Origin of the sequence: Pseudomonas sp. TH41, from assembly GCF_016650695.1 — a bacterium.
Taxonomy (GTDB): Bacteria; Pseudomonadota; Gammaproteobacteria; order Pseudomonadales; family Pseudomonadaceae; genus Aquipseudomonas.
On record NZ_JAEKFH010000003.1, the window covers coordinates 2,647,263 to 2,672,120 of the forward strand.

A 24,858-nucleotide genomic window follows, 5' to 3' on the forward strand; every position below is an offset into this window, starting at 1 on the left:
ACCCGGATTCCGCCTTATTCGTCTTATTAATATTTAAGGCCTCAATTGGCTAGGTAAGCTGGCGGTCTATGTTTTTCCTTATCTTGTTTAGTGTGTAGTTGGTTTTTTCTGCTAGGCGGGATGGTCCGGGAGTTTCAGTTAGCCAGGTGTGGTTAGTGAGAAGCTCATCGATAGGGGCAGTGGTTGCGCTGCCCATTGCGTTATTTAGATAGTTGTCATATTGAAGCGGGCCAAGCGGGTGTGAAGAAAAAATACTTTCCTCTGGGTGCGAAGAAATGGAAGCACGCCTTCCTGGTTGTGGAATGGACTGCGATGGATGATTGGGAGGAGCTAGCTCATTCCATCTATTTGTTTGTTCGATTCTCTGAAACTCTGATGCTTGCGCGTTGATCTCTTGTTGTGTGAATTTTTTTATGTCGACCTTAGAAGGTTCTTGGCGCAATGGTACGTGTTGATTAGCCTTAGGCTTAGTTCCCATTGCGACAGTTTTTGATACTGCAGTTTTTGTCTGAGGGATTTTTGGCTTCATGCCAAATAGCTGCCTGAAAAATTTCCCTATTCCCCAAAAATGCCCAGTCGGATCTACTCGATTCCTTGGATCCCCCCCACAATACCCATACGCATTCAACCCACCCTCCCCAAACGGACTCCAACTGTCCGGGCTGTTAAACCGCATCAACACCGGGTTGAACTGCCGATACCCATTCCCCAAATGATAGTGCCCGGTCACCGAATCCGGCTGCTCGCCGTTAAACCCAAGCAGGCTGAGCAAGCCGTTTTCGCGTGGTCGATGACCATAGGGCGTGTAGGCGATCGGATGAGGTCGATTTGCGTCGAGGGCGATCAACACCGAGCGCTGTTGATCGGTTGCCAGGAGGATTGTTTTGCTTGAATGGGTAGGCATTGGCTGAGCTCCGAGCAAGATCCATAAAGCCGGACCCTCAGCATCGGAGTTTTCTCAGTCTTTGCCTACTATCAGAACTGATAGGGTTGTTGCGCTGAATCAAAAGATCGCAGCCTTCGGCAGCTCCTACAGGTGTACACATTCCAATGTAGGAGCTGCCGAAGGCTGCGATCTTTTCAGGCCGGTAAACCTGCGAAGATCTAAACTTTCGGCATCGTCGCCAGCATCGAAGGTCGTTGACTCACCTCGAAATACCACGCTGCCAGCTGCGGATTTGCGTCACGCCATGCCAGATCCGGATGGCGCAAATCCAGGTAACCCAGCGCACAGGCGACGCTAATTGCCGCCACGTCGAAATGGCTGGTCAGCTCGGCAATCGCGTCTTTCTCCAGCAGTGCCAGGGCACGGCGGATCTTGTCACGCTGGCCGTCGAGCCATTGGTCCCACTGTTTCTCCGGGGCGCGCAGGACGACTTCGTAACGCACCATCACTGAGGCATCCATGATCCCGTCGGCCAGGGAGGCCAGGGTCAGACGGCGCCAGCGGGCGGAGCCTTCGCGGGGGATCAGCGGGTTACCGACGTGCTGGTGATCAAGGTAATCGAGGATCACGCGGCTGTCATGGATGACGCTGCCATCAGCCAGGCGCAGGGCGGGGATTTTGCTCAGCGGGTTATCGTCGATCAGCGTCTGGTCCGGGTCGACCGGTGTGAGTACGCAGTTTTGCAGGGCGACGCGGTCCTGTTGACCGGTTTCGTGCAACAGCACCATGACTTTGCGAACGAAAGGCGAGAGTGAGTTGTGGTACAGGGTCATGCTCGGGGTGGACATGGCGGCGTCTCGGTCGATAACAGTGTCGGCAGCATAGCGCGTTGATGCGAGAGCTCAAGATGGCAAATAAACCCTGAACCCTGTGGGAGCGAGCCTGCTCGCGAAAGCGGTGTCTCAATCAACATTGATGTTGAAGGTGACGGCCTCTTCGCGAGCAGGCTCGCTCCCACATTTTTTTGCGTTTTAGCTGACGGGTTGCAGCGTTTGCTGTCCGGATTGAGGACCTGGAACCGCCTGAGACTTCAGTTCACGGGCGACGGTCCAGACGATGAACGCGGCGACGATGTCGAAAATCGCCAGCACCACGAACAACGGGCTGTAGCCGATCTTGGTCACCATCACACCGAACACCAGGGTGAAAGCGGCGGCGCCGAGGTAGCCGAACATTCCGCCCATGCCCGTGGCGGTGGCCACTTCATTTTTGCCGAACGAGTCGGAGGTGATCGCATACAGCGCGCCGGACAATGTCTGGTGGGCGAAACCACCGATGCACAACAGCGCAATGGCGGTGTACGGGCTGGCTACCAGGCCGATGCAGGCCGGGCCGATCATGCACGAGGCGCCGAACAGCAGGACCATTTTGCGCGAAGTGAACAACGATACTTTCAGGTGCTTGTGGAACAGCGGGCTTAAATAACCGCCGAGTACGCAGCCAAGGTCGGCGGCGAGAAACGGCAGCCAGGCAAACATCGCGATCTCTTTGATGTTCATGTGCCGTTCCGTCATCAGGTACAGCGGAATCCACGCGTTGAAGGTCTGCCAGGCAGGTTCGGAGAGCATCCGGGCGCTGGCGATGGCGTAGAAATTTCGGCTGCCGATGATCTTTTTCCAGCTGCCTTTTTGGGCCGTTGGGTCTTTGAAGTGTTCTTCCTGGCCGTTGAGGATGTAATCCCGTTCTTCTTCGCTCAGGCGCTTTTGGTCGCGCGGATGCTTGTAGAGGATCACCCACAGGAAACTCCAGGCTACGCCCAGACCGCCGACGATCAGGAACGCCAGTTCCCAGCCGCTGTGCAGAATCGCCCAGACCACCAGTGGCGGCGCCAGCAGTGCGCCAATCGAGGAACCGATGTTGAACCAGCCGATGGCGACCGAACGCTCCTTGGCCGGAAACCATTCGGTAGAGGCTTTGACCGCCGCCGGCAGCCCCGCGGCTTCGGTCAATCCGAGCAGGCCCCGGACAAACGCCAGCCCTTGCCAACCCGTCGCCAGCGCCGCGAGTGCGCAGGCAATCGACCAGGCGAACGCGAAAATCGCAAACCCCATCTTCGTGCCAATGGCATCAATGATGTACCCGGCCACCGGTTGCATCAGCGCGTAGCACACCTGCCAGGCGACCACGATGTGCGAGTACTGCTCGGTGGAGATGTTCATTTCGCTCATCAGGGTCGGAGCGGCCACTGACAAGGTATTACGAGCGAGGTAGTTAACCATCAGGCCAGCCGTCACGAGGCCGACCATCCACCAGCGGATGCCTTTGACTTTCATCATTTCACCATGATTGTTTTTGGATTTTTGGTGTAAATCATTTGTTGTAGGTTGTCGTACAACATGCGCCTTTATAGGAGTACAAGGGTAAAACTGTCAATGAATATGTCAGGGATTTTGCGGGGTGAGGTGACAGGTGGGGGAAGTGGTCGTCATATGACTACTGTGACGACGGGTTCTGTAGCAGCTGCCGAGCCCGCGAGGCTGCGTCCGGTCGCGCAGCGGCCGCAGTCCGGCAAACACGGTTTGCCTGAAACAGTACGGTTGCAGGATTGACGACTGCTACGCAGTCGAACGCAGCCTCGCAGGCTCGGCAGCTGCTACAAGTCAGTGGTGTTGCAGCAGGCCTCGCAGGCTCGGCAGCTGCTACAGAAGTCCGCGTATCGATTTAGACCAGGGGCGTTGCAGCAGGCCGCGCAGGGCGAGGACAGCAGGGACGCCGAGGCCAAGCCAGCTCAAGGCGTCCCACACGCCATCCCCCAGCAACGCGGCAAACAATCCCGCTGCGCTGAACAGGGCGATGACGATCGGGGTGGCGAAGACATTCCAGGCATTCGACTGGCGGGGCTTCATGCCAGTGCCTGCGCTTTTTCCAGCACAGGTTTTGTAGCCTTGCGCCGTACCACCCAGAGGTAAACCCCACTGCCGAGCACGATGATGGTCAGCCCATCCAGGGTTGCCCAGAGGATCTTCATCGGCATGCCACCGTAATCACCGAAATGCAGCGGCTGCGACATGCCCATGGCGTCCATGTACCACGGCCGTTCGGCCACGGCAGTGACTTGCAGGGTGAGGGCGTCGATCAGCACCGGCGTCAACAGGTGCGACGTCAGGTGGGTGCTGCCTTTCATGAACACGGCGTAATGGTGTTCGCTGGAGAACCGCGTGCCGGGGAAGGCGATGAAGTCTGGCTGCATGTCGGGTGCAACTTCTTTGGCGATGTCGAGCAATCGGGTGGCCGGCGCCCGTTGCGTCAGGGGTGGCGCATCGCGGTAGGGCGCGATCATCGCGCTCAGGCTGTCATTGCGCCACGCGTCGATCAGCAGGTCGGCGCAGGCACTAATGACGCCCGTCACGCCCACCACCAATGCCCAGGTCAGTGTGACCACACCGATCAGGTTATGCAGATCGAGCCAGCGCAGGCGGGTGGATTTGTCCTGGCGCACGGTGGCGAATTTCAATCGGCGCATGAACGGCAAGTACAACACCGTTCCGGAAACGATCGCCACCACGAACAGGATTCCCATGAAGGCCAGCAACAACTTGCCTGGCAGACCGGCAAACAGGTCCACGTGCAGGCGCAGCATGATCATCATGAAACCGCCATTGGCCGACGGCATCTCCAGCGCTTCACCGGTGCGAGCGTCGAGCATGAAGGTGTGAGACGAATTCGGCTCGGTCCCAGCGCTGGGCGCCATGATCGCGATGATGCCGTTGGGGTCTTCTTCGTCATAGCCAAAATACTGCACGACCTCACCCGGACGATGCAGTTGCGCGGCCAGAACAAGCTGCTGTAAATCCAGCGACGGAGTGTCCACCGGCATCTGCTTCAGCTCGGCGACATCGCCCAGCAAGTGGTCGATTTCGTGGTGGAAAATCAACGGCAAACCGGTCAGCGCCAGCATCAGCAGAAAGACGGTGCAGATCAGGCTGGTCCAGGTGTGGACGAACGACCAGCGACGAATTGTTTTACTTTTCATTTCATTGCCTTCAGAAAAACCAAAGCCGTCCTCGAAGGGCGGCCGGGTCATAGGGCGTGTCAGGTCAAGCCATTACCACTTGTAAGTTGCGCTCGCGACGACGCTGCGTTGGTCGCCGTAGTAGCAATAGAAACTGTCACAAGTGGAGATGTAATCCTTGTCAAACAGGTTGGTGGCATTCAGCGCCAACGAGGCGCCTTTCAGGCTGTTGTCCAGACGGCCGAGGTCGTAATGGACGGCAGCGTCGAACACGGTGTAGGCGTTGGCTTTGCCCAGAAAGGTGTTGCCCTGGTCGCCGTAAGTGTTGCCGGTGTAACGCGCGCCGGCACCGATGCCGAAACCGTCCAGCACGCCGTTGTGCCAGGTGTAATCGGTCCACAGCGAAGCCTGTTGGTTCGGCATCAGTTGCAGGCGATTGCCTTTGAAATCGCCTTTTTGCACGTCGGACTTGGCCAGGGTGTAAGCGGCGATGACCTTGAGGTTCTCGGTCACGTCGGAAACGGCCTCCAGTTCCAGGCCCTTCACTTTCACTTCGCCGGTCTGGCTGGTGATCGGGACGTTGTCCACGGTGGTGGTGACGGAGACGTTTTTCTGGGTCAGGTCGTAGATCGCAGCACTCAGCAGAGTGTTGCTGCCCGGCGGCTGGTACTTGATGCCCAGTTCCCACTGCTTGCCTTGCGTGGGTTTGAAGGATTGATCTGGCGTGGCGGTGGCGTTGCTGGTCGGCTGGAACGACTCGGCGTAAGACAGATAAGGCACGAAGCCCGAGTCGAATACGTAGCTGATCGCTGCGTTGCCGCTGAAGTTCTTGTCCCGCTCGGTGTTGGTGGCATCGCCTTTATTGAAGAACGTGGTGCCGGTGTGAACCCAGTCCTCACGGCCACCCAGGGTCAGGCGCCATTGATCGAGGGCCATCTGGTCCTGGAGATACAGACCGGTCTGATGGGTTTTCTGGTCATAGTCGAAGAAGGCAGCGGAGCGCGGTGGGCGAGTGATTGGCAAGCCATACACCGGGTGGTTGACGTTGATGCTCGGCGCGGTACCGAAGATTGAGGTGTAGTTGGTGTTGTTGCGCTGATGGTCCAGCCCGATCAGCAGGGTATGGCGCAAATCACCGGTGGAAAAATCGCCCTGGAAGTTGTTATCCACAGCGAACTGACTGATGTCTTCGTCCACATTGGTGGTGCCTCGCCCGGTATTGCCTTCATCGTCGACAACAAAACCGATCGCCGGGAAGTAGCTGTTGACCGTCACGGCCTGGAACGACAGGTCCGACTTGGTGTACCGCAGGTTTTGCCGGAATTGCCAGACATCATTCAGGCGATGTTCAAAGGCATAACCCAGCGCGTAGTAGGTGCGGTCGTAGTAGTCGTAGTCCGGATCACCCAGGTTCTTGTGGTGGGAGACCTTGCCGAATGGCATGTCGATCTTGGTGCCCTGAATCGGGTAGAACTGGCTGGTAATCCCGGTATCGTCACGGGTGAATTGCGTGAGCAGCGTGAGGGTAGTGTCGTCGTCGATGTTCCAGGTCAGGCTCGGCGCGATGTTGTAACGCTTGTCATCGATATGGTCGATTTGGGTGCCGCCATCCCGCAGGACACCACTGAGGCTGTACAGGAACTGACCTTCATCGTCGACCTTGCCAGTGCTGGCGAAGTTGATCTGGCGATGATTGTCGCTGCCGTATTGCAGCTGAATTTCATTGCTGGATTCGGCACTTGGGCGGCGACTGACCATGTCCAGCAGACCGCCCGGCGGGGTCTGGCCGTACACCGACGACGCCGGACCGCGCAGCAGGGCGAGGCGTTCGAGGTTCCAGGTTTCCTGTTTCGGGTTGGCGTACACGCCCTTTGGCAGCGGCAGACCGTCGAGGAATTGAGTCGGCTCAAACCCGCGCACGCGTAACCAGTCGGCACGGGTATCGCTGCCGTAGCTACTGGCGGTGATCCCGGGCATATAGCGCACGGCATCATCCAGGGTATGCACGTTGCGGTCGTCCATCTGCTCACGAGTGGCGACCGAAATCGAACGCGGTACTTCGACCAGTGCGGTGTCGGTCTTGGTGCCGGCGGCGGTGCGCTTGGCAACGTAGCCTTCCACCGGTCCCCAGGCACTTTCGGTATTTTCCACGCCGATTACGCTGGTGGTCGGCAGGGCCAAAACACCCTCGGGCACGGCCACCAGGCTGTAGGTGCCAGCGCTGCTTTGTTCCAGTTGCAACCCGGTGCCGCGCAAGGCTTCGCGCAAGGCGCCGGCAGCGTCGAACTGGCCTGTGACCGGTGCCGACGACTTGCCTGCCGCCAAGGACGGATTCAATGACAGCGCCAGGCCAGACTGGCTGGCGATCTGGTTCAGCGTGCTGGCCAATGGCGCGGCCGGCAGATCGTAGGCACGAACGGTGGACGCCTGTTCAGCGGCAATGAGCTGAGTGCTGGCCAAAGGCGTGCAACAGGCAATGGCAACCGCCAGCAAACTGGGGCGCAACAAGGTGTCTAGCGAACGGGACATACAGCGGCTCCTGAAAGGGAATACTTCTCAATGCCTAGGTGCCGAACGAAAGTCAGAAAGTGATAGGGCTGATTGAAAATAATTTAGATTCATCATTTGCGGTGGCGCTGATGGCCTCTTCGCGGGCAAGCCACGCTCCCACAGGGTTTTATGTCGAACGGTCATTTTGCGAAGGACACAATACTTGTGGGAGCGTGGCTTGCCCGCGAAGGCGTCGTGTCAGGCACAGAAAATATCAGGGCTTGGTATCCGCCTTCGCCACGGTGACCCACCACTCCGTGTGCTGCACAATCTGCACTGGCAAAGTCGGCAGCAGGGCATTCAGGGCTTTGTCGGTGTCCTGCAACGGGAAGCTGCCGGTGATTCGCAGGTCGGCGATTTCTGGGGCAACGCCCAAATGCCCGCGGCGATAACGGCCAAGTTCGTGGATCAAATCTTCCAGCCGCGCGTTATCCACCACCAGCATGCCGCGCGTCCAGGCATCGGCGCCGAAGCCGAGTGCAGCGATTGGCCCAAGACCATTACTGCGCATCAGCACTTGCTGGCCTTCGCGCAGAATCTGTTCCTCGGGGCTCGACTCGGGATGGGCGGCCACGGCGGATTGCAAGACGCTCAGGCGCGTGCCTTCTGCCTCACGCTTGACCAGGAATCGCGTCCCCAAAGCGCGCAGGCTGCCGTCGCGGGTTTCGACGATAAAGGGCCGGGCATCGCCATGGCCGGTTTCGACGAGGATTTCCCCTTCCTGAAGAATGATCCGACGCTGCTTCTCATCGAATCGCACATCCAGGGCGCTGTGGGTGTTGAGGTTGATTAGCGTGCCGTCACTCAGGCGCAAGGTGCGCTGTTCGCCGGTGTCGGTGCGCTGGTCGGCCAGCCAATAGTCGATGGGCAGATAACGATCCCCCGCGAACAGCGCCAACCCGATCACCACGACGATGCTGGCCACGCCGCTGCCCAGTTTGCGCACGCGCCGACGAATGCTTTCGCGCGATTGCAGCAAGGCCGTGCGAGCCGGGCCGCTGGCCACGCTGAAACGCTGGTCAAGCAGGCCCAGCTGACGCCAGGCGCGAGCATGTTCTTCATGGGCAGCGAGCCATTTGGCGAAGGCTTCCCGCTCCACCGGGTTGGCTGAATCCAGAGACAATTGCCAGGCAATCGCCGCGTCCAGCACCTGTGCCGACACCGGTTTGGAGCTGACAGGGCTCATACCGGCTCACCGTACAGCGCGATGTAGCACTGACGAATGCCCTGAGCCAGGTACTGCCGCACGCGCGGCACTGACACCCCCAGGCGCTCGGCGATTTCGGCGTGGCTGAAACCGTCGAGACGGCTATACAGAAACGCAGTCCGGGCCTTGCTCGACAGCTTACCGAGCAGGCGGTCGATGGCTTTGAGGTCTTCGAGGATCAGCTGCTGTTCTTCCACCGACGGGTGTTCGTCGACGGGGATCAGCATTAATTCGGTGAGGTAGGCCTGCTCCAGCGCGGCGCGGCGGAAATAGTCGAACAGCAAGCCCTTGGCAATCGCCACCAGAAACGCCCGAGGTTCACGCGGCTCTTTCAGTTCATCACGGCCCAGCAAGCGTACGAAAGTGTCCTGACTCAGGTCTTCGGCCCGCTGTGGACACGCCACATTGCGTCGCAGCCAAGCCAATAGCCAACCGCGATGGTCACGATATAACGCACCGACGAGTTCACTGTGGGGGCTTTGGACTGACGACACGCAGCATCACCGATTGGGAAATGTTAACTAACGAGAATTATTCGCGATTGTGTCAGAGGCGGGGAAGGTAAGCAATTGGCGCTGGTCGGGTAGGAGTTCGGCGAAGGATCTGTAGGAGCGAGCTTGCTCGCGATAAACCTGAGAACGCCGTGGCGTGTCTGACTTGACGCGTTATCGTTGACGACCATCGCGAGCAAGCTCGCTCCTACATGGGGGGCGTGGATGTCAAAACGAAGGGGCTTGCTGCCGCCGCTTCCACTGATTCAATCGCTGCTGCAGATTCAACGGGCTATGAATCTGTTGCTGTCGCGCCCGGCTGAACAAAATCAATGCGAGCTCCGCCGTGGCCAGCGCATCGGCGCTGGCATTGTGGCGTTCGAACACTTCCAGCTTGAACCAGTTGATCCATTCATCCAGCCCGGCTTCACGGAAGTTCGCCTGAGGGCAAAGCATCGGCGCGATATCCGCCACGTCCAGAAACGGATGCTGCAACTTGTAACCCAGATGATCTTTCAACGCGCGCCCGAGCATGTGCTGATCGAATGGTGCATGAAACGCCAGCACTGGGCTGCCGCCCACAAATTCCATGAATTCGAGCAACGCCAGAACCGGATCGCTGCCCGCCGCAATCGCACTCGGGCCCAAGCCATGGATCAGCATGCTGGGGGCCCGTTTCATATCGGCGCATTGCAGCGTTCGTTCGAACTGCTGACTGAAGTCGATCGCGCCGTCTTCAATCACCACCGCACCGATGGACAGCACCCGATCTTTATTCAGGTTCAACCCGGTGGTTTCCAGATCGAGCACCACCCAGCGTTGCTCACGCAGGCTGCATTCGCTCAGCTCGGCAGCCGTCGGCAAGCGTTCCAGACGTTGTTGCAGTTCGCCAGAAAGGGCCGGGCCTGCCGGGCGCAGCCATGAAAACAGGCTCATAGTTGATACCGCAGGGTCAGGCTGCTTTGCAGACGTTGCGCCTGGCGCAAGGATTCACGCAGGATCCGTCGATCAAGGTGATTGAGACTGTCAGGATCGACCCGGTTGGAGTAGGGCAAGTTCTCGCGGGTCTGCAGTTGATGTTGCTGCATGCGGGTTTGCTGGATGAAGTGATAGGCCTCTTCGTACGCCGCGCCATCCAGCCGTTCGATGACCCCTTTGGCCACCAATTGGCGAAAGCGCTCCAGCGTGTTGTTGGCTTCGATGCCATGGGCCAGCGCCAACAGTCGGGCGCCGTCGACGAAAGGGGTAAGGCCCTGGACTTTCAGGTCCAGCGTGGCTTTCTCACCATTCTTGCGTGCCAACACGAACTCTCGGAAACGCCCTACAGGCGGACGGTTGCGCAGGGCGTTGTCGGCCATCATTCGCTGGAACAGCCGGTTGTCAGCCACTTGATCGAGAATCCCCCGACGCAGTTGCTCGCAACCTTGCTCATCGCCCCAGACCACCCGCAAGTCGAAATAGATGCTCGAACCCAACAGGTTCTCCGGCGTTGCTTCGCGGATAAACGCCGCAAAACGCCGCGCCCATTCGGCCCGGGACAAACACAGCTCAGGATTGCCGGCCATGATGTTGCCCTTGCACAGGGTGAAGCCGCAGAGCGCCAGGCTCTGATTGATCTGCTGGGCGATGGGCAGCAACTTGCCGCGTATTTGCGCCGCTTCGGCCGCATCCCGCGCTTCGAACAAAATGCCGTTGTCCTGATCGGTGTGTAGTGTCTGCTCGCGACGCCCTTCGCTGCCAAAGCACAGCCAACTGAACGGCACGCCGGGGTCGCCTTTCTCGGCTAAGGTAAGTTCGATCACCCGGCAGACGGTGTGGTCGTTGAGCAGGGTAATGATGTGCGTGATCTGGGTCGAAGACGCGCCGTGTGCCAGCATGCGCTCCACCAGTTGGCCGATTTCGCCGCGCATCGCCACCAGGTTTTCTACGCGTTGGGCGCTGCGAATCGTCCGCGCCAGGTGCACCAGATCGACTCGTTGCAAGGAAAACAGATCGCGTTCCGAAACCACGCCACACAGGCGTTGATCCTTGACCAGGCAGACGTGGGCGATATGCCGTTCGGTCATGGCGATCGCCGCGTCGAAGGCGCTGTGGTCCGGCGTCAGGTAAAACGGCGCTTGGATCATGTGCCGTTCGATGGCTTCGTTGAAGTCATTGGTGCCGTCGGCGACCACTTGGCGCAAGTCGCGCAAGGTAAAAATCCCCAGCGGCGCTTTGTGTTCATCGACCACTACAATGCTGCCGACCTGCTGCTCGTGCATCTGGGTCACGGCTTCACGCAGGGGCGTGGCCGGGCTGCAGGTCACCGGATGGCGCATGGCCAATTCGCCCAGACGGGTATTGAGCGAGTATTGAGTGCCGAGGGTTTCCACGGCTTTTTGCTGGACTTGCTGGTTGACCTGATCCAGCAGGCTGCTGACACCGCGTAGGGCAAAGTCACGAAACGCGTTGGAAAGTGCGAACAGTTTGATGAACGCCAGCTTGTTCAGCTGTAGGCAAAAGGTGTCTTCGGCGGCCAGGTGTTCGGTGCGTGTCGCGCGTTCCCCCAGCAGCGCGGCGAGCGGGAAACACTCGCCCGTGGTGATTTCGAACGTGGTTTCGGTCCCGCCTTTGGCAGAATGAGGCCGTTCACCCACGACTCGGCCTTGTTTGACGATGTAGAAATGCTCAACCGGGCCGTCGGCGGGTTTGATGATGCTCTCGCCGGGGGCATAAAAACGCAGCTGACATTGCTCGACCAGGTACGCCAGGTGAGCGTGTTCCATTTGATTGAAGGGCGGGAAGCGCTGAAGGAATTGCAGAGTGCCCTGAATGTTTTGCAATACCGCGGTTTTTCCTGCCTGTGTGAAGGCGTCCGCTTTACTCATAACCATGACCGCAATCTTTTATTGATTTGTTGTTGGATGTTTCGGCCATGGTCGGCCCCTACGCGTAGCGTGCCCATTGGACGTAAGTCTAGGTAGGGCGTGTAGAGGATGAAATGTCGGAAGAACCCTACGCAACTGTCAGAAAAACCTCTCTGTTCCCCTCTTGGAAAAATATCCGACGAAGTGCACATTGGAGGTCTGCTTAGCGATGTCTCACCACTGTGCTAGGGAATTGAAATTGAGAACGTAGAGATAACCATGTCCGACCACGATATTTTGAGTGACGCCGAGCGCGAAGCGCTCAGTGCCGTCATGCTGGAGCCTGACCTGCCGCCGCAACGGGTGCTGATCGTCGACGACGATAAAGATGCGCGTGAGCTGCTTTCAGAGATTCTTGCCCTCGACGGCATTCGTTGCCTGACCGCTGCCAGCGGTGAAACGGCACTCAAGATGTTGGACGAAAAGCCATCGATTGGCCTGGTCATCACCGATCTGCGGATGGGACATATCGATGGTCTGGACTTGATCCGCCAAGTGCGCAATTCGGTTCGGGCGGCGATGCCGGTCATCATCGTATCCGGCGACGCCGATGTGAAAGATGCCATCACCGCCATGCACTTGAGCGTGGTGGACTTCCTGCTCAAACCCATTGATTCCGGCAAGCTGTTGGCGCTGGTCAAGCATGAGCTGGGGATGGATGTGTGAATTGCTAAAAGATCGCAGCCTGCGGCAGCTCCTACAGGGAAACGCGAATCCCCTGTAGGAGCTGCCGCAGGCTGCGATCTTTTGATCTTGCTTGTCTAGTCCTGAAATAGGTTTACACCTGTTTCACCCCAACGCCCGATGCATCGCATCGGGCGTTTTGTATTTCAACGACAGGTGCGGACGCTCGCGGTTGTAGATCGATACCGACTCGCTCACCATTTTCTTCGCCTGCGTTAAATCCTGTGGTCGCTGGAGCAAAAGCTCCGTCTTCAATATCCCGTTGACCCGCTCTGCCAGGGCGTTTTGATAACAGTCGTAGCCGTCCGTCATCGAACACCTGATGCCGTGTTTTGCGTGCAGTTCCTGGTACATTCCCGAGCAATACTGGCTGCCTCTGTCCGAGTGATGAACCAGTGGCTGCTCCGTTCGACGGTGCTTCACCGCCCGGCGCAGCGCCTGCGCGACCGACTCGGTGTGCAGGCTTTCATGGACGTGATAGCCCACGATCTTTCGCGAAAAAGCATCCGTCACAAGGCTCAGATAGGCCACGCCTTCCTGAGTGGGCAGATAGGTGATGTCAGCCACCCAGACCTGTTCCGGGCCGCTGGGAACAACCTGTTCAGGCCCCGGTTTGAGCAGGTTCGGATGGCGTCGAAAGCGATGATGACTGTCGGTTGTCTTGTGATACGCCCGCTTACGGGCTACCAATAAACGCCGTTCGCGCAGAATCGAAAACAGGCGATCTCGCCCTACTTGCAGCTCAAGCAGCGGCTGACATTGCAGCAGGTAATGCAGCTTTCTAGTGCCCAACCGCGGCTGCCGCAGGCGCTTTTGCTGAACGAAATCGGCAACTTTCTGATCCAGAATCAGACGAGCAGCATCGGCGCGATTGCGTTTGTAGTAAGCCTGTCGGCTTATCCCCATGAACTGGCAAGCCCTGCTGATGCTCAGGTTTTGGATTCGTTTTTGCGCGAGGACTTGCCGGGACGCTTTTTTACGACAGAGAGACCGTAGTCATTTTTTAAGACGTCCACGACGGCCTCGAAAAACTGCGCTTTCTGATTGGACAGCGCCAACTGCTCTTCAAGCTCTTTGATGCGCTGCTCTGGCGTTAATGGTCGGTTTTTGTCGGGCATAGACCCCATCCTCGGCGAGCCAATGTAGGTGCCGGGGCTCCAATCTTGACGACCGTGCTTGCGTAACCATGTCAGAACGGTCGTTTTGCCTTGAATCCCGTAGCGCTCCTGAGCCTCTTTATAACTCAGCTCGCCTTTTTCGACCTGGTCGACGACCGACAATTTAAAGGTCAGCGTGTAGTCTCGCTGACTACGCCTTTTTGCGGATTCCATTACGTCCTCCTGAAAAACAGATCAGAAGGTGTAAACCTTATTCAGGACGGGACAGCTCCAACAAAAAAAGGCCCTGATCTTTCGATCAGGGCCTTTTTTTGTCCAGCGTCAGCGATCAGTTACAGGCCATTGGCAGCCTTGAACTCGCGACGACGACGGTGCAGTACCGGCTCGGTATAACCGTTCGGCTGCGTCGTGCCTTCGACCACCAGTTCGACCGCTGCCTGGAAGGCAATGTTGCTGTCGAAGTCTGGAGCCAGCGGGCGATACAGCGGGTCATTGGCGTTCTGACGGTCAACCACCGGCGCCATGCGCTTGAGGCTTTCCATCACTTGCTCTTCAGTGACGATACCGTGACGCAGCCAGTTGGCGATATGCTGGCTGGAGATACGCAGCGTTGCACGGTCTTCCATCAGGCCGACGTCGTTGATATCCGGCACTTTCGAACAGCCCACGCCTTGATCGATCCAGCGCACCACGTAGCCAAGAATGCCCTGGGCGTTGTTGTCCAGTTCGTTCTTGATCTGCTCTGCGGTCCAGCTCGGATTGACGGCCAGCGGGATGGTCAAAATGTCGTCCACCGAGGCGCGAGCACGTTTGGCCAGTTCGGCCTGACGGGCGAACACATCGACCTTGTGGTAATGCAGCGCGTGCAGCGCAGCAGCGGTCGGCGACGGAACCCAGGCAGTGTTGGCACCGGCCAGCGGGTGAGCGATTTTCTGTTCGAGCATCGCGGCCATCAGGTCGGGCATGGCCCACATGCCTTTACCGATCTGGGCACGACCCTGCAGGCCGGTGCTCAAACCGATATCGACGTTCCAGTTTTCGTACGCGCCGATCCACTTCTCGGCCTTCATGTCCGCCTTGCGCACCATCGGGCCGGCTTCCATGGAGGTATGGATTTCGTCGCCCGTGCGATCGAGGAAACCGGTGTTGATGAACACCACACGCTCGCTGGCAGCCTTGATGCAGGCCTTGAGGTTGATCGTGGTACGGCGTTCCTCGTCCATGATCCCGACTTTCAGGGTGTTGCGCGGCAGGTCGAGCACGTCTTCGATGCGACCGAACAGCTCATTGGTGAACGCGGCTTCTTCCGGGCCGTGCATCTTCGGCTTCACGATGTAGACCGAGCCAGTGCGGCTGTTCTTGCGCGAGTTGTGGCCGTTGAGGCTGTGGATGGCCGCGAGGCACGTCACCAGGCCGTCGAGAATACCTTCCGGCACTTCGTTGCCATCTTTGTCGAGGATCGCGTCGATGGTCATCAGGTGACCGACGTTGCGCACGAACAACAACGAACGACCGTGCAGGCTCAGTTCTTTACCGTTGACGCCGGTGTAGGTGCGGTCGGCGTTCATGGTGCGGGTAAAGGTCTGACCGCCCTTGGAGACTTCTTCCGACAGGTCGCCCTTCATCAGGCCGAGCCAGTTGCGGTAGATCACCACTTTGTCATCAGCATCGACGGCGGCGACAGAGTCTTCGCAGTCCATGATGGTGGTCAGCGCGGCTTCCATCAGAATGTCTTTGACGCCGGCAGCATCGGTCTGGCCGACCGGAGTGTTGGCATCGATCTGGATCTCGAAATGCAGGCCGTTGTTCTTCAGCAGGATCGCGGTCGGTGCGGCTGCATCGCCATGGAAGCCGATCAGCTGAGCATCGTTGCGCAGGCCGGTGTTACTGCCTCCTTTAAGGGCGACCACCAGTTTGCCGTCAACGATCTTGTAGCCGGTGGAATCGACATGAGAGCCCGCCGCCAATGGCGCCGCTTCGTCGAGGAAAGCGCGGGCGAAGGCAATCACCTTGTCGCCACGAACCTTGTTGTAGCCTTTGCCTTTTTCCGCGCCGTCAGCTTCGCTGATCGCGTCGGTGCCGTAGAGCGCGTCGTACAGCGAACCCCAGCGGGCGTTCGAAGCATTGAGCGCGAAACGGGCATTCATCACCGGCACCACGAGCTGTGGGCCGGCCATGCGGGCGATTTCGTCATCGACGTTTTGCGTCGTTGCCTGGAAATCGGCCGCTTCTGGCAGCAGATAACCGATGTCTTGCAAGAAGGCTTTATAAGCCACGGCGTCGTGCGCCTGGCCGGCACGGGATTGGTGCCAGCCGTCGATACGAGCCTGGAAATCATCGCGTTTGGCGAGTAGGGCTTTGTTCTTCGGCGCCAGGTCATGGATGACCTTGTCGGCACCGGCCCAGAACTTATCGGCGGTGAGGCCGGTACCGGGAATGGCTTCGTTGTTCACGAAGTCGAACAGGACTTTGGCGACCTGCAGGCCACCGACTTGAACGTGTTCAGTCATTGCTTGCCTCACTCTGCTCAGCTATTTCGCTTTTCAGCTCTTCAAATTAACAATGAAGCCTCTGGCTATTTAAACCACAAACCCCTTCCACCAGTACATGCCATTTCGGGCGGCTGGGATGGAACCGATCAACGGCGTTGAGGCCTTGCTGATAGGGCTTTCAGGGCTGCGACTGCGCCTATAGGCAGACATCGATCCAACGTTATGTAGTGCGCGCTGCGGCATACTACATGATGAATTGCGGTTGTGAAAATTAGACTAATTACGTCGTTCTGCGACCCTGTGACGCATTGCAGTCACGCCGGGGAACGGGATGTTCTCAAAAAACTATTGGATTGTTCCAGTTAAATATAAAAACTTGTACACGATTTGTTTTCGGCAGGCTTGTTGGCGGTGATCCAATCGCGAGCAAGCTCGCTCCTACAAAGGTCCGCGCAATCCCTGTGGGAGCGAGCCTGCTCGCGAAGGCGTCAGGAGATTCACCACAGGACCAACACGGAATCGCCCCTTGCCTATACTTGGTCTTCTATAACAAAAGTCATGACCAGAGGGCTGCGCCATGGACCACCTCGTACTCACTGTATTCGCACCGGACAAGCCTGGGCAGGTCGAGCGCATCGCCCAATGCATTGCCGAGCACGGCGGCAACTGGCTGGAAAGCCGCATGTCGCGCATGGCCGGACAGTTCGCCGGCATTCTTCGGGTGGGCGTGCCGGCCGAGGCCTACGACGAATTGGTCGATGCCCTGCAGGCGTTGTCCGCTCAAGGCATTCGTGTGCTGATCGCTGAAAGCGGCATCGAACAATCCTGCACCTGGAAGCCGATTGCCATGGAGTTGGTCGGCAATGATCGCCCGGGCATCGTGCGTGACATTACGCGTTTGCTCAGTGAGCAGGGGGTGAACCTGGAACGACTGGTGACCGAAGTACGGCCGGCGCCGATGAGCAGCGAGCCACTGTTTCACGCCGAAGCGATTCTTGCCGTGCCGCTGACCTTGTCACTCGACGTGCTGCAATCACGACTGGAAACCCTGGCAGACGACTTGATGGTGGAATTGGTGCTGCGCAGCGAACCCTGACAGGGTTATCCAAGTTATACGTGCACCTGCCTGTGGATAACCTGTAGAGACAGCCCGCCAGCCCACGCCGGCCGGGCTTCTTCAAGATCTGATCAAAAAACCATCAGTTTCAACAAGTTGCGCACAAACGCCGGGGATGACGTTGTGGATAACCTTGGGAGCGATGGTTGCAGGCCACGAGGGACGTGGCCTGTAGAGGTTTGTATGATTTTTGATCAGCTGCGGCGGCGCAGACTTATCCACGCATCGACGCTGTAAACCGCGAGACCGGCCCAGATAAAGATAAACGCCACCAAGGTGCTGGACGACAAGTGTTCGCCAAACAACAGCACGGCTTGCAACAGCACCAGCGTCGGCGCTATGTACTGGAGGAATCCAAGCGTGGTGTAGGGTAAATGCCGTGCTGCGGCGTTGAAACACACCAGCGGCACCAGCGTGACCGGGCCAGCGGCCACCAGCCACCAGGCTTCGGACGTGGTCCAGAATTCAGGTTGAGCGCTCGCTGCCGACGGGTTGAACAACAACCAGGCGACCGCAATCGGCACCAGCATCCAGGTTTCCACCACCAGGCCAGGCAACGCCTTGACCGGTGCCTGTTTGCGGATTAAGCCGTAGAAACCAAAGGATACCGCCAGCACCAGGGACACCCACGGCAAGCTGCCGACTTGCCACACTTGTTGCGCGACGCCAATCGCCGCCAGGGCAACCGCCAACCATTGCATGCGCCGCAGCCGTTCGCCGAGGATCACCATGCCCAGCAGCACGTTCACCAGCGGGTTGATGTAGTAACCGAGGCTGGCTTCGACCATGCGCCCGTTGTTGACCGACCAGACGTAGGTCAGCCAGTTGGCGGCGATCAGCGTGCCGCTCAAGGCCAGGATCGCCAAGCGTTTCGGGTTGTCACGCAACTCGCGCCACCAGCCCGGATGCTTCCAGACCATCAGCAGCAAGGCGCCGAACAGCGCGGACCAGAGCACGCGATGGATGATGATCTCCACGGCGGGCACGTTGGCGATGGCTTTGAAGTAAAGCGGGAACAATCCCCAGATGATGTAGGCACTCAGGCCCAGAATGTACCCGCGACGCAGGTTGGCAGCTTGCATGCAGAATCCTTGCTTAGGCAGCTAACAAAGAGGGGATTGTAGGGATATTTTGCGCGATGTGTTGATCCCTGTAGGAGCGAGCTTGCTCGCGATGGACGCGAACGATAACGCGTGCTGTCTCGAAAATGCGGCGACTTCTAATTCATCGCGAGCAAGCTCGCTCCTACAAGGGCGGCGTGGTGGTTAGAAGAGTTTCAGGGGTTCTTCGTTTAGCGCGGCCAATTGCTCACGCAGCGCCAACACCTGATCCCCCCAATACCGCTCCGTACCGAACCAGGGAAAACTGTGCGGGAACGCCGGGTCGTCCCAGCGGCGGGCCAGCCAGGCGCTGTAGTGCATCAGGCGCAACGCGCGCAGCGGCTCGATCAACGCCAATTCGCGCGGGTCGAAGTCATGAAACTCGTTGTAGCCGTCCATCAATTCCGACAACTGGCCGAGACATTCCTGACGATCACCCGCCAGCATCATCCAGATGTCTTGCACTGCCGGGCCCATGCGGCAGTCGTCGAGGTCGACGATGTGGAACATCTCGTCGCGGCACATCATGTTGCCGGGGTGGCAATCACCGTGCATGCGGATGTTCTGGTGTGGCGTGGCCTTGTAGACCTCTTCCACACGTTTGAGCAGGTCGCGTGCCACGGACTCGTAGGCCGGTAGCAGACTTTTGGGTACGAAATTGCCCTCAAGCAAGGTCGTCAGCGAGGCATGACCAAAATTATTCACGCCCAGCGCTTCACGGTGTTCGAACGGTTTGGTAGCGCCGACTGCGTGCAGGCGCCCGAGCAGCTGGCCCAGGCGATACAGCTGATCGAGATTGCCAGGCTCCGGCGCACGGCCACCACGGCGGGGAAACAGAGTGAAACGGAAACCGTTGTGTTCGTGCAGGCTCGCGCCGTTGTGGATCATCGGCGCGACGACGGGCACGTCGCATTCGGCGAGTTCGAAGGTGAATTGGTGCTCTTCGAGAATCGCTTCATTGGTCCAGCGCTGGGGGCGGTAGAACTTGGCAATCAGCGGCTCGGAGTCTTCGATGCCGACCTGGTAAACGCGGTTTTCGTAGCTGTTGAGTGCCAGAATGCGGGCATCGCTGAGAAAACCGATGCTTTCAACGGCATCGAGCACGAGGTCTGGGGTGAGGGTTGCAAACGGGTGGGCCATGCTGACTCCTGCGCGCAGCAGGCTGCCGCGTCCGGCCAAGCATGGTAGCGCAGACGGGGAGGTTTTAGTGGTTGGGCTTCATATGAGTGGTGTCTGGGCTGACGCTTTCGCGAGCAAGCCCGCTCCCACATTGGATCTTGGGTGTGCACAATCTGGGGCACACAGAAGATCCAATGTGGGAGCGGGCTTGCTCGCGAAGGGGCCTTATCAGGCGCCGACGATGCCACCATCATCACGCGTGATGGCCATCACCGAAGACCGCGGTTTGCCATTCGGCAAATGCTCAGGGAACGTTGAACCACCGTTTTCCCCCGGATGCTGAATTCCGACAAACAAGGTCTTCTGATCCGGCGAAAAACTGATCCCGGTAACTTCGCAGCCAATCGGCCCGACCATGAACCGGCGGATCTCCCCGGTCACCGGGTCGGCGCATAGCATCTGGTTATTGCCCATGCCCGCGAAGTCGCCGGCATTGCTCGCATCGCCATCGGTCAGAATCCATAACCGCCCAGCCTTGTCGAAGCCCAGGCCATCCGGGCTGTTGAACATGTTCTGCGGGGTGATGTTCGACGAACCGCCCTTCGGCGTGCCGGCATGGACGCCCGGGTTGCCGGCGACCACAAACAGGTCCCAGGCAAAGCTATTCGAGCCGTGATCGTCGCGGTCGGTGCGCCAGCGCAGGATCTGCCCGTAGATGTTTTTCTCGCGAGGGTTCGGCCCGCCTACCGGTTGACCGTCCTCTCCGCGTTTGGCGTTGTTGGTCAGCGTGCAATAGACCTGGCCATCCTTGGGGCTGACCACGATCCATTCCGGACGGTCCATGCGCGTGGCTTTCACCACGCTGGCCGCGAGGCGCGCGTGAATCAACACGTCGCCCTGATCGGCAAAACCGCTGCTGGCGTCGATGCCGTTTTTACCATGGGTCAGTTCGATCCACTCGCCCTGGCCTTTCGGGTGATCGGCATTGCTGTCGCCCGCGTCGAAGCGCGCCACGTACAAGGTGCCGTGGTCCAGCAGGTCACGGTTGGCCTTGGGGTTTTTGTGGTTGATCTTGTCGCGGCTGACGAACTTGTAGATAAATTCGCCGCGTTCGTCGTCGCCCATGTACACCACGGCGTGACCCTCACTGGTTTCGGTGAGGGCGGCGTTTTCATGTTTGAAACGACCCAGTGCCGTGCGTTTGACGGGCGTCGAGTGCGGGTCGAACGGATCGATTTCCACGACCCAGCCGTGGCGGTTGAGCTCGTTCGGGTTTGTCGCCAGGTCGAAGCGTGGGTCGTGCTGGTGCCAGTTGATCTCCTTGCTGGCCGCCACCGCGCCGTAGCGTTTCTGCGCGGCATCGAACGTTTGCTCGGCGTTGGTACTGCCGAAGCAGTCGGTGAAGTTCTCTTCGCACGTCAGGTAAGTGCCCCACGGGGTCTTACCGTTGGCGCAGTTCTGGAAGGTGCCGAGGACGTTCTCGCCGTGCGGGTCGGCGCTGGTTTTCAGCAAGGCGTGGCCGGCCGCCGGGCCGCTCAGCTTGATCGGTGCATTGCCGTGAATCCGGCGGTTGTAACGCGAGCCCTGGACGAATTGCCACTGACCGTTCTTGCGCTGCACTTCGATCACCGACACGCCTTCACAGGCCAATGCCTTGCGCACTTCCTTGGCCGACTGCGGCATGCCGCCGTGAGGGTAGAGGTAACGGTAATTGGTGTATTCGTTGTTGATTGCCATCAGCGCCCGGTCTTTTTCGCCCGGAAACTCGAACAGGCTCATGCCGTCGTTGTTGTCGCCGAACTGGACTTCCTGGTGTTCGGCGGTGCCGTTGCCACTCGGGTCGAATGCCGGGCCGTTTTTCTGCAGTGGCTGGCCCCAACTGATCAACACCGAGGAGGTGTAGCCCGGTGGCAGGCTGATGGCGTCGTGGGTGGCGGCGGGTATGCTGTCAAAACCCAACAGTTCACTGGTGCCTGCGCTGACACTGTCGGCCAGTACGCTTCGACTCAGCAGGTTGCCGCCGAGGAACATCGCTGCACCGCACAGGGCGCCGGCGCTGATGAAACCTCGACGGCTGAGGCCGACCATTTTCTCGAGGTCGGTGGATTGGTTGTCTTCTAATAGGCTCACATCAGGCTCCCTGCGGGTTTTTGCAGTCACCTTAGTGATGGTCGATGAAGGTTTTGTTTCAGTTGCCGCACACGATCCCTGTAGGAGCTGCCGAAGGCTGCGATCTTTTGATTTGTTTTTAAAAGCAAAGTCAAAAGATCGCAGCCTTCGGCAGCTCCTACACGGGTTGTGGAACGCCTGAGTTAGAGCGGTGTGCCAAGCAGAACGTTGGAGGGTGAGAACTGCACGAGTACCGGTTTATCAACGAGCAGGCCAAGGGTTCTCAAGTGCAGCGGCTCGGCCAGGGCGCAGAGTGTCTGGCCATTGGGCAGGCCGATGCGCACTTCACTGGGGCCGTCTTCTGCGTCGAGAATTTCTTCGATGATGCCCTTCAAACAATTGTTACCAGGTGTTGTCGGCTGATCGATGCCCAACAATTCAAGCCAGCCGGCTTTGATCAATGCAACCACTTCGGTGCCGGTTTCCAGTTCCAGCCGCAGCGTGCTGTCATGGGTGATCTGCGCGTCGATGCTCAAGCCTTCCGCCAATTCAAGGCGGATAAGGTCGTTGCGCCCTTGGGTATCGATGGCCAGGACCTTGCCGTGCAACTGGTTGCGCGCGCTGGTTCTGAGCATCAGCCGACCGAGCAGGTCGAGGTCGCTCGCGTCTTCCGCCGCGTCCAGCACCTGAGCCTGCAAGACTTGCAGCTTTTGATAGAGCCGCAATACACGCTCACCCTCGCTGGAGAGTTTGGCGCCACCGCCGCCCTTGCCGCCGACACTGCGCTCCACCAGCGGTTTCTGCGCCAGGTTGTTCAGCTCGTCGATAGCGTCCCAGGCCGCTTTGTAACTGAGGCCTGCGCTTTTCGCCGCGCGGGTAATCGAGCCTTGTTCGGCGATGTGTTGCAGCAACGCGATGCGCTGCGGGCGACGGACAATGTGCTGGGACAACAAGGTAGGCAAGGACATGGCGAGACGCTTTGGGCTGGGACAATGGGAGGACGTTGGCGGCTGGAGGCTTGGGAGTCAAGTCAGACCCTATCCTTGTGGGAGCGACGGTGCGACGATTCGACCTGCTCGCGAAGAGGCCATAACATTCAACTCCCATGTTGAATATTAAATCGCTTTCGCGAGCAGGCTCGCTCCCACCCGGAATACCACTAAGTCAGGTCACATCGCCGGGTTTGGGCGTGCGCGACAGGCAATACACGTCAACCCTTGCCGCGCCCGCGTCCATCAACAGTCGAGCCTGCGCCTGAGCCGTGGCGCCGGTGGTCAGCACGTCGTCGACCAGCGCCAGATGCCGGCCCTTGATGGACGCATCGGGTGCCAGGGCGAAGGCGTTGCGTAGGTTCTTTTTGCGCGCGTCGGCGTTCAGATCCTGTTGCGCGCTGGTGTCCTGAATCCTGCGCAGCAACGCTTCATCGCAAGGAATGTCGAGGCCGGCGCTCAGCCATCGGCCCAGCATTGCCGCCTGGTTGAAGCCCCGTTGGCGTAGACGCTTGGCGGCCAGCGGCACGGGAATCAACAGGTCAGGGCGTTCAAGGTCTTCATCGAAGCGATGTTGCAGGAACTGAGCGAGCAGTTCGGCGAGCAGGCGACCCAACGGCCACTTCGCGCTGTGCTTGAAGCGGGTGATCAAACCGTCTATCGGAAAGCTGTAGAGCCAGGGCGCGGCGACTCGTTCGAAGGCCGGCGGTTGCTTCAGGCATTGACCACAGGTCAGCCCCGAGGCGGGTAAGGGCAGGGCGCAGGTCTGGCAGTGGTCGCCTAGCCAGGGCAAGTCGGTTTCACAGGCCGTGCAAATGGGTAGGTCGCCGTCGGACGTTTCCGAACACAGTAAACAGAATTGATCATTGTTTAACCAGATGTAGACCGGTCCTACGCGTGGTGGTTGACAGCGCATCGCTCTTCCTTAAATATGCCGAACATCCGTGTAGCGGCTGTGGGTATTCCATTTCCGCAGCCGCAAGCCATGCATACAACAAGGAAACGCCCATGAGCGCCAGCACCACTGCAAACCTGCGTCATGACTGGTCTTTGGCCGAAGTCAAAGCACTCTTCGTTCAGCCATTCAACGACTTGTTGTTCCAGGCGCAAACGGTGCACCGCGCGCATTTCGATGCCAACCGGGTCCAGGTGTCGACACTGCTGTCGATCAAAACCGGCGCTTGCCCGGAAGATTGCAAATATTGTCCGCAGTCCGGTCACTACAACACCGGTCTGGAAAAAGAAAAACTGATGGAAGTGCAGAAGGTCCTCGAAGAGGCCGCTCGCGCCAAGGCCATCGGTTCGACCCGTTTCTGCATGGGCGCTGCCTGGAAGCACCCGTCGGCGAAAGACATGCCTTACGTGCTGGAAATGGTCAAAGGCGTGAAAGCCATGGGCCTGGAAACCTGCATGACCCTCGGTCGTCTCGACCAGGACCAGACCGTTGCGCTGGCCCAGGCTGGCCTCGATTACTACAACCACAACCTCGATACCTCGCCGGAGTTCTACGGCAGCATCATCACCACCCGCACCTACAGCGAGCGCCTGCAAACCCTGGCCTACGTGCGTGAGTCGGGGATGAAGATCTGCTCGGGCGGCATTCTGGGTATGGGTGAATCGCTGGATGACCGTGCCAATCTGCTGATCCAGCTGGCCAACCTGCCGGAGCATCCGGAGTCGGTGCCGATCAACATGCTGGTGAAAGTGGCCGGTACGCCGCTGGAAAACGCCGACGATATCGACCCGTTCGACTTCATCCGCATGCTCGCCGTCGCCCGCATCCTGATGCCGCAATCCCACGTGCGCCTGTCCGCTGGCCGCGAAGCCATGAACGAGCAGATGCAAGCGCTGGCCTTCTTTGCCGGCGCCAACTCGATTTTCTACGGCGACAAACTGCTGACCACCGCCAACCCGCAGGCTGACAAGGACATGCAACTGTTCGAGCGCTTGGGGATCCTGCCGGAGGCCCGCGAAGAGCACGCCGACGAAGTGCATCAAGCGGCCATCGAACAGGCGCTGGTTGAGCAGAAGAGCAGCGAGCAGTTTTATAACGCGGCTGTTTAACCACGCCCGGGCTT

The 24,858-nt window shown here is 58.9% G+C and carries 19 protein-coding genes and 1 pseudogene; 3 read left to right on the plus strand and 17 right to left on the minus strand.

All coding sequences use genetic code 11. The features are described from left to right. Nucleotides 1–49: 49 nt before the first annotated feature. From JFU37_RS30680 to JFU37_RS14790, 10 genes are all read right to left on the minus strand, one after another. Nucleotides 50–904, minus strand: a complete 855-nt coding sequence (locus JFU37_RS30680) for an RHS repeat-associated core domain-containing protein (protein ID WP_242485732.1) — start codon at nt 902–904, stop codon at nt 50–52. 200 nt (nt 905–1,104) lie between these two features. Continuing rightward, complete coding sequence (locus JFU37_RS14750) at nt 1,105–1,734, minus strand: glutathione S-transferase (protein ID WP_201115964.1); 630 nt, start codon at nt 1,732–1,734, stop codon at nt 1,105–1,107. Between the two features lie 183 nt (nt 1,735–1,917). Then, the gene (locus JFU37_RS14755) at nt 1,918–3,219 is read right to left on the minus strand and encodes an MFS transporter (RefSeq protein WP_201115965.1); all 1,302 of its coding nucleotides are present in this window, start codon (nt 3,217–3,219) and stop codon (nt 1,918–1,920) included. Nucleotides 3,220–3,585: 366 nt separating this feature from the next. Beyond that, nucleotides 3,586–3,792 carry a hypothetical protein gene (locus JFU37_RS14760; RefSeq protein ID WP_201115966.1) on the minus strand — a complete coding sequence of 69 codons (207 nt, stop codon included), beginning with the start codon at nt 3,790–3,792 and terminating at the stop codon, nt 3,586–3,588. After that, nucleotides 3,789–4,919, minus strand: a complete 1,131-nt coding sequence (locus JFU37_RS14765; RefSeq protein ID WP_201115967.1) for a PepSY-associated TM helix domain-containing protein — start codon at nt 4,917–4,919, stop codon at nt 3,789–3,791. The genes JFU37_RS14760 and JFU37_RS14765 overlap by 4 nt, the downstream gene beginning before the upstream one ends. A 72-nt stretch (nt 4,920–4,991) precedes the next feature. Then, nucleotides 4,992–7,427, minus strand: a complete 2,436-nt coding sequence (locus tag JFU37_RS14770) for a TonB-dependent siderophore receptor (protein ID WP_201115968.1) — start codon at nt 7,425–7,427, stop codon at nt 4,992–4,994. A gap of 235 nt (nt 7,428–7,662) precedes the next feature. Beyond that, nucleotides 7,663–8,634 (minus strand): FecR domain-containing protein, encoded by a 972-nt coding sequence (locus JFU37_RS14775; protein WP_201115969.1) that lies wholly within the window; start codon nt 8,632–8,634, stop codon nt 7,663–7,665. Beyond that, nucleotides 8,631–9,149: an RNA polymerase sigma factor gene (locus tag JFU37_RS14780; RefSeq protein WP_201115970.1), complete on the minus strand. Its 519-nt coding sequence runs from the start codon at nt 9,147–9,149 to the stop codon at nt 8,631–8,633. The genes JFU37_RS14775 and JFU37_RS14780 overlap by 4 nt, the downstream gene beginning before the upstream one ends. A gap of 225 nt (nt 9,150–9,374) precedes the next feature. Beyond that, the gene (locus JFU37_RS14785) at nt 9,375–10,082 is read right to left on the minus strand and encodes a 3'-5' exonuclease (RefSeq protein WP_201115971.1); all 708 of its coding nucleotides are present in this window, start codon (nt 10,080–10,082) and stop codon (nt 9,375–9,377) included. Beyond that, nucleotides 10,079–12,019, minus strand: a complete 1,941-nt coding sequence (locus JFU37_RS14790; protein WP_201115972.1) for a putative nucleotidyltransferase substrate binding domain-containing protein — start codon at nt 12,017–12,019, stop codon at nt 10,079–10,081. Before JFU37_RS14790 ends, JFU37_RS14785 begins: the two co-directional genes overlap by 4 nt. 252 nt (nt 12,020–12,271) lie before the next feature. On the opposite strand from JFU37_RS14790, the gene JFU37_RS14795 reads away from it, so the two are divergent. Further along, complete coding sequence (locus JFU37_RS14795) at nt 12,272–12,718, plus strand: response regulator (RefSeq protein WP_201115973.1); 447 nt, start codon at nt 12,272–12,274, stop codon at nt 12,716–12,718. A 95-nt stretch (nt 12,719–12,813) separates the two neighbouring features. Here JFU37_RS14795 and JFU37_RS14800 read toward each other — a convergent pair. Both JFU37_RS14800 and JFU37_RS14805 read right to left on the minus strand, forming a co-directional pair. Then, nucleotides 12,814–14,067, minus strand: a pseudogene (locus JFU37_RS14800) (IS3 family transposase). A gap of 119 nt (nt 14,068–14,186) precedes the next feature. Then, nucleotides 14,187–16,364, minus strand: a complete 2,178-nt coding sequence (locus JFU37_RS14805) for a malate synthase G (protein WP_201115974.1) — start codon at nt 16,362–16,364, stop codon at nt 14,187–14,189. A gap of 559 nt (nt 16,365–16,923) precedes the next feature. Between JFU37_RS14805 and JFU37_RS14810 the strand changes: the two genes are divergently transcribed. Next, nucleotides 16,924–17,442, plus strand: coding sequence for a glycine cleavage system protein R (locus JFU37_RS14810; protein ID WP_046029919.1), 519 nt, complete (start codon nt 16,924–16,926; stop codon nt 17,440–17,442). Nucleotides 17,443–17,657: 215 nt separating this feature from the next. Here JFU37_RS14810 and rarD read toward each other — a convergent pair whose 3' ends face one another. The 5 genes from rarD to JFU37_RS14835 all read right to left on the minus strand — a co-directional run bounded on the left by rarD (nt 17,658) and on the right by JFU37_RS14835 (nt 23,696). Continuing rightward, nucleotides 17,658–18,545, minus strand: a complete 888-nt coding sequence (gene rarD, locus JFU37_RS14815; protein ID WP_201115975.1) for an EamA family transporter RarD — start codon at nt 18,543–18,545, stop codon at nt 17,658–17,660. 183 nt (nt 18,546–18,728) lie between these two features. Then, nucleotides 18,729–19,703, minus strand: a complete 975-nt coding sequence (locus JFU37_RS14820; RefSeq protein ID WP_201115976.1) for a serine/threonine protein kinase — start codon at nt 19,701–19,703, stop codon at nt 18,729–18,731. Nucleotides 19,704–19,910: 207 nt separating this feature from the next. Beyond that, entirely contained in the window at nt 19,911–21,812 is a 1,902-nt protein-coding gene (locus JFU37_RS14825) for an alkaline phosphatase PhoX (RefSeq protein ID WP_201115977.1), read from the minus strand. A gap of 182 nt (nt 21,813–21,994) precedes the next feature. Next, nucleotides 21,995–22,759 carry a TOBE domain-containing protein gene (locus JFU37_RS14830; protein ID WP_201115978.1) on the minus strand — a complete coding sequence of 255 codons (765 nt, stop codon included), beginning with the start codon at nt 22,757–22,759 and terminating at the stop codon, nt 21,995–21,997. A 196-nt stretch (nt 22,760–22,955) separates the two neighbouring features. Further along, entirely contained in the window at nt 22,956–23,696 is a 741-nt protein-coding gene (locus JFU37_RS14835; RefSeq protein ID WP_201115979.1) for a ComF family protein, read from the minus strand. Between the two features lie 92 nt (nt 23,697–23,788). Here JFU37_RS14835 and bioB point away from each other — a divergent pair, with 92 nt between their 5' ends. Beyond that, complete coding sequence (gene bioB, locus JFU37_RS14840) at nt 23,789–24,844, plus strand: biotin synthase BioB (protein WP_201115980.1); 1,056 nt, start codon at nt 23,789–23,791, stop codon at nt 24,842–24,844. The last annotated feature ends 14 nt before the right edge of the window (nt 24,845–24,858 follow it).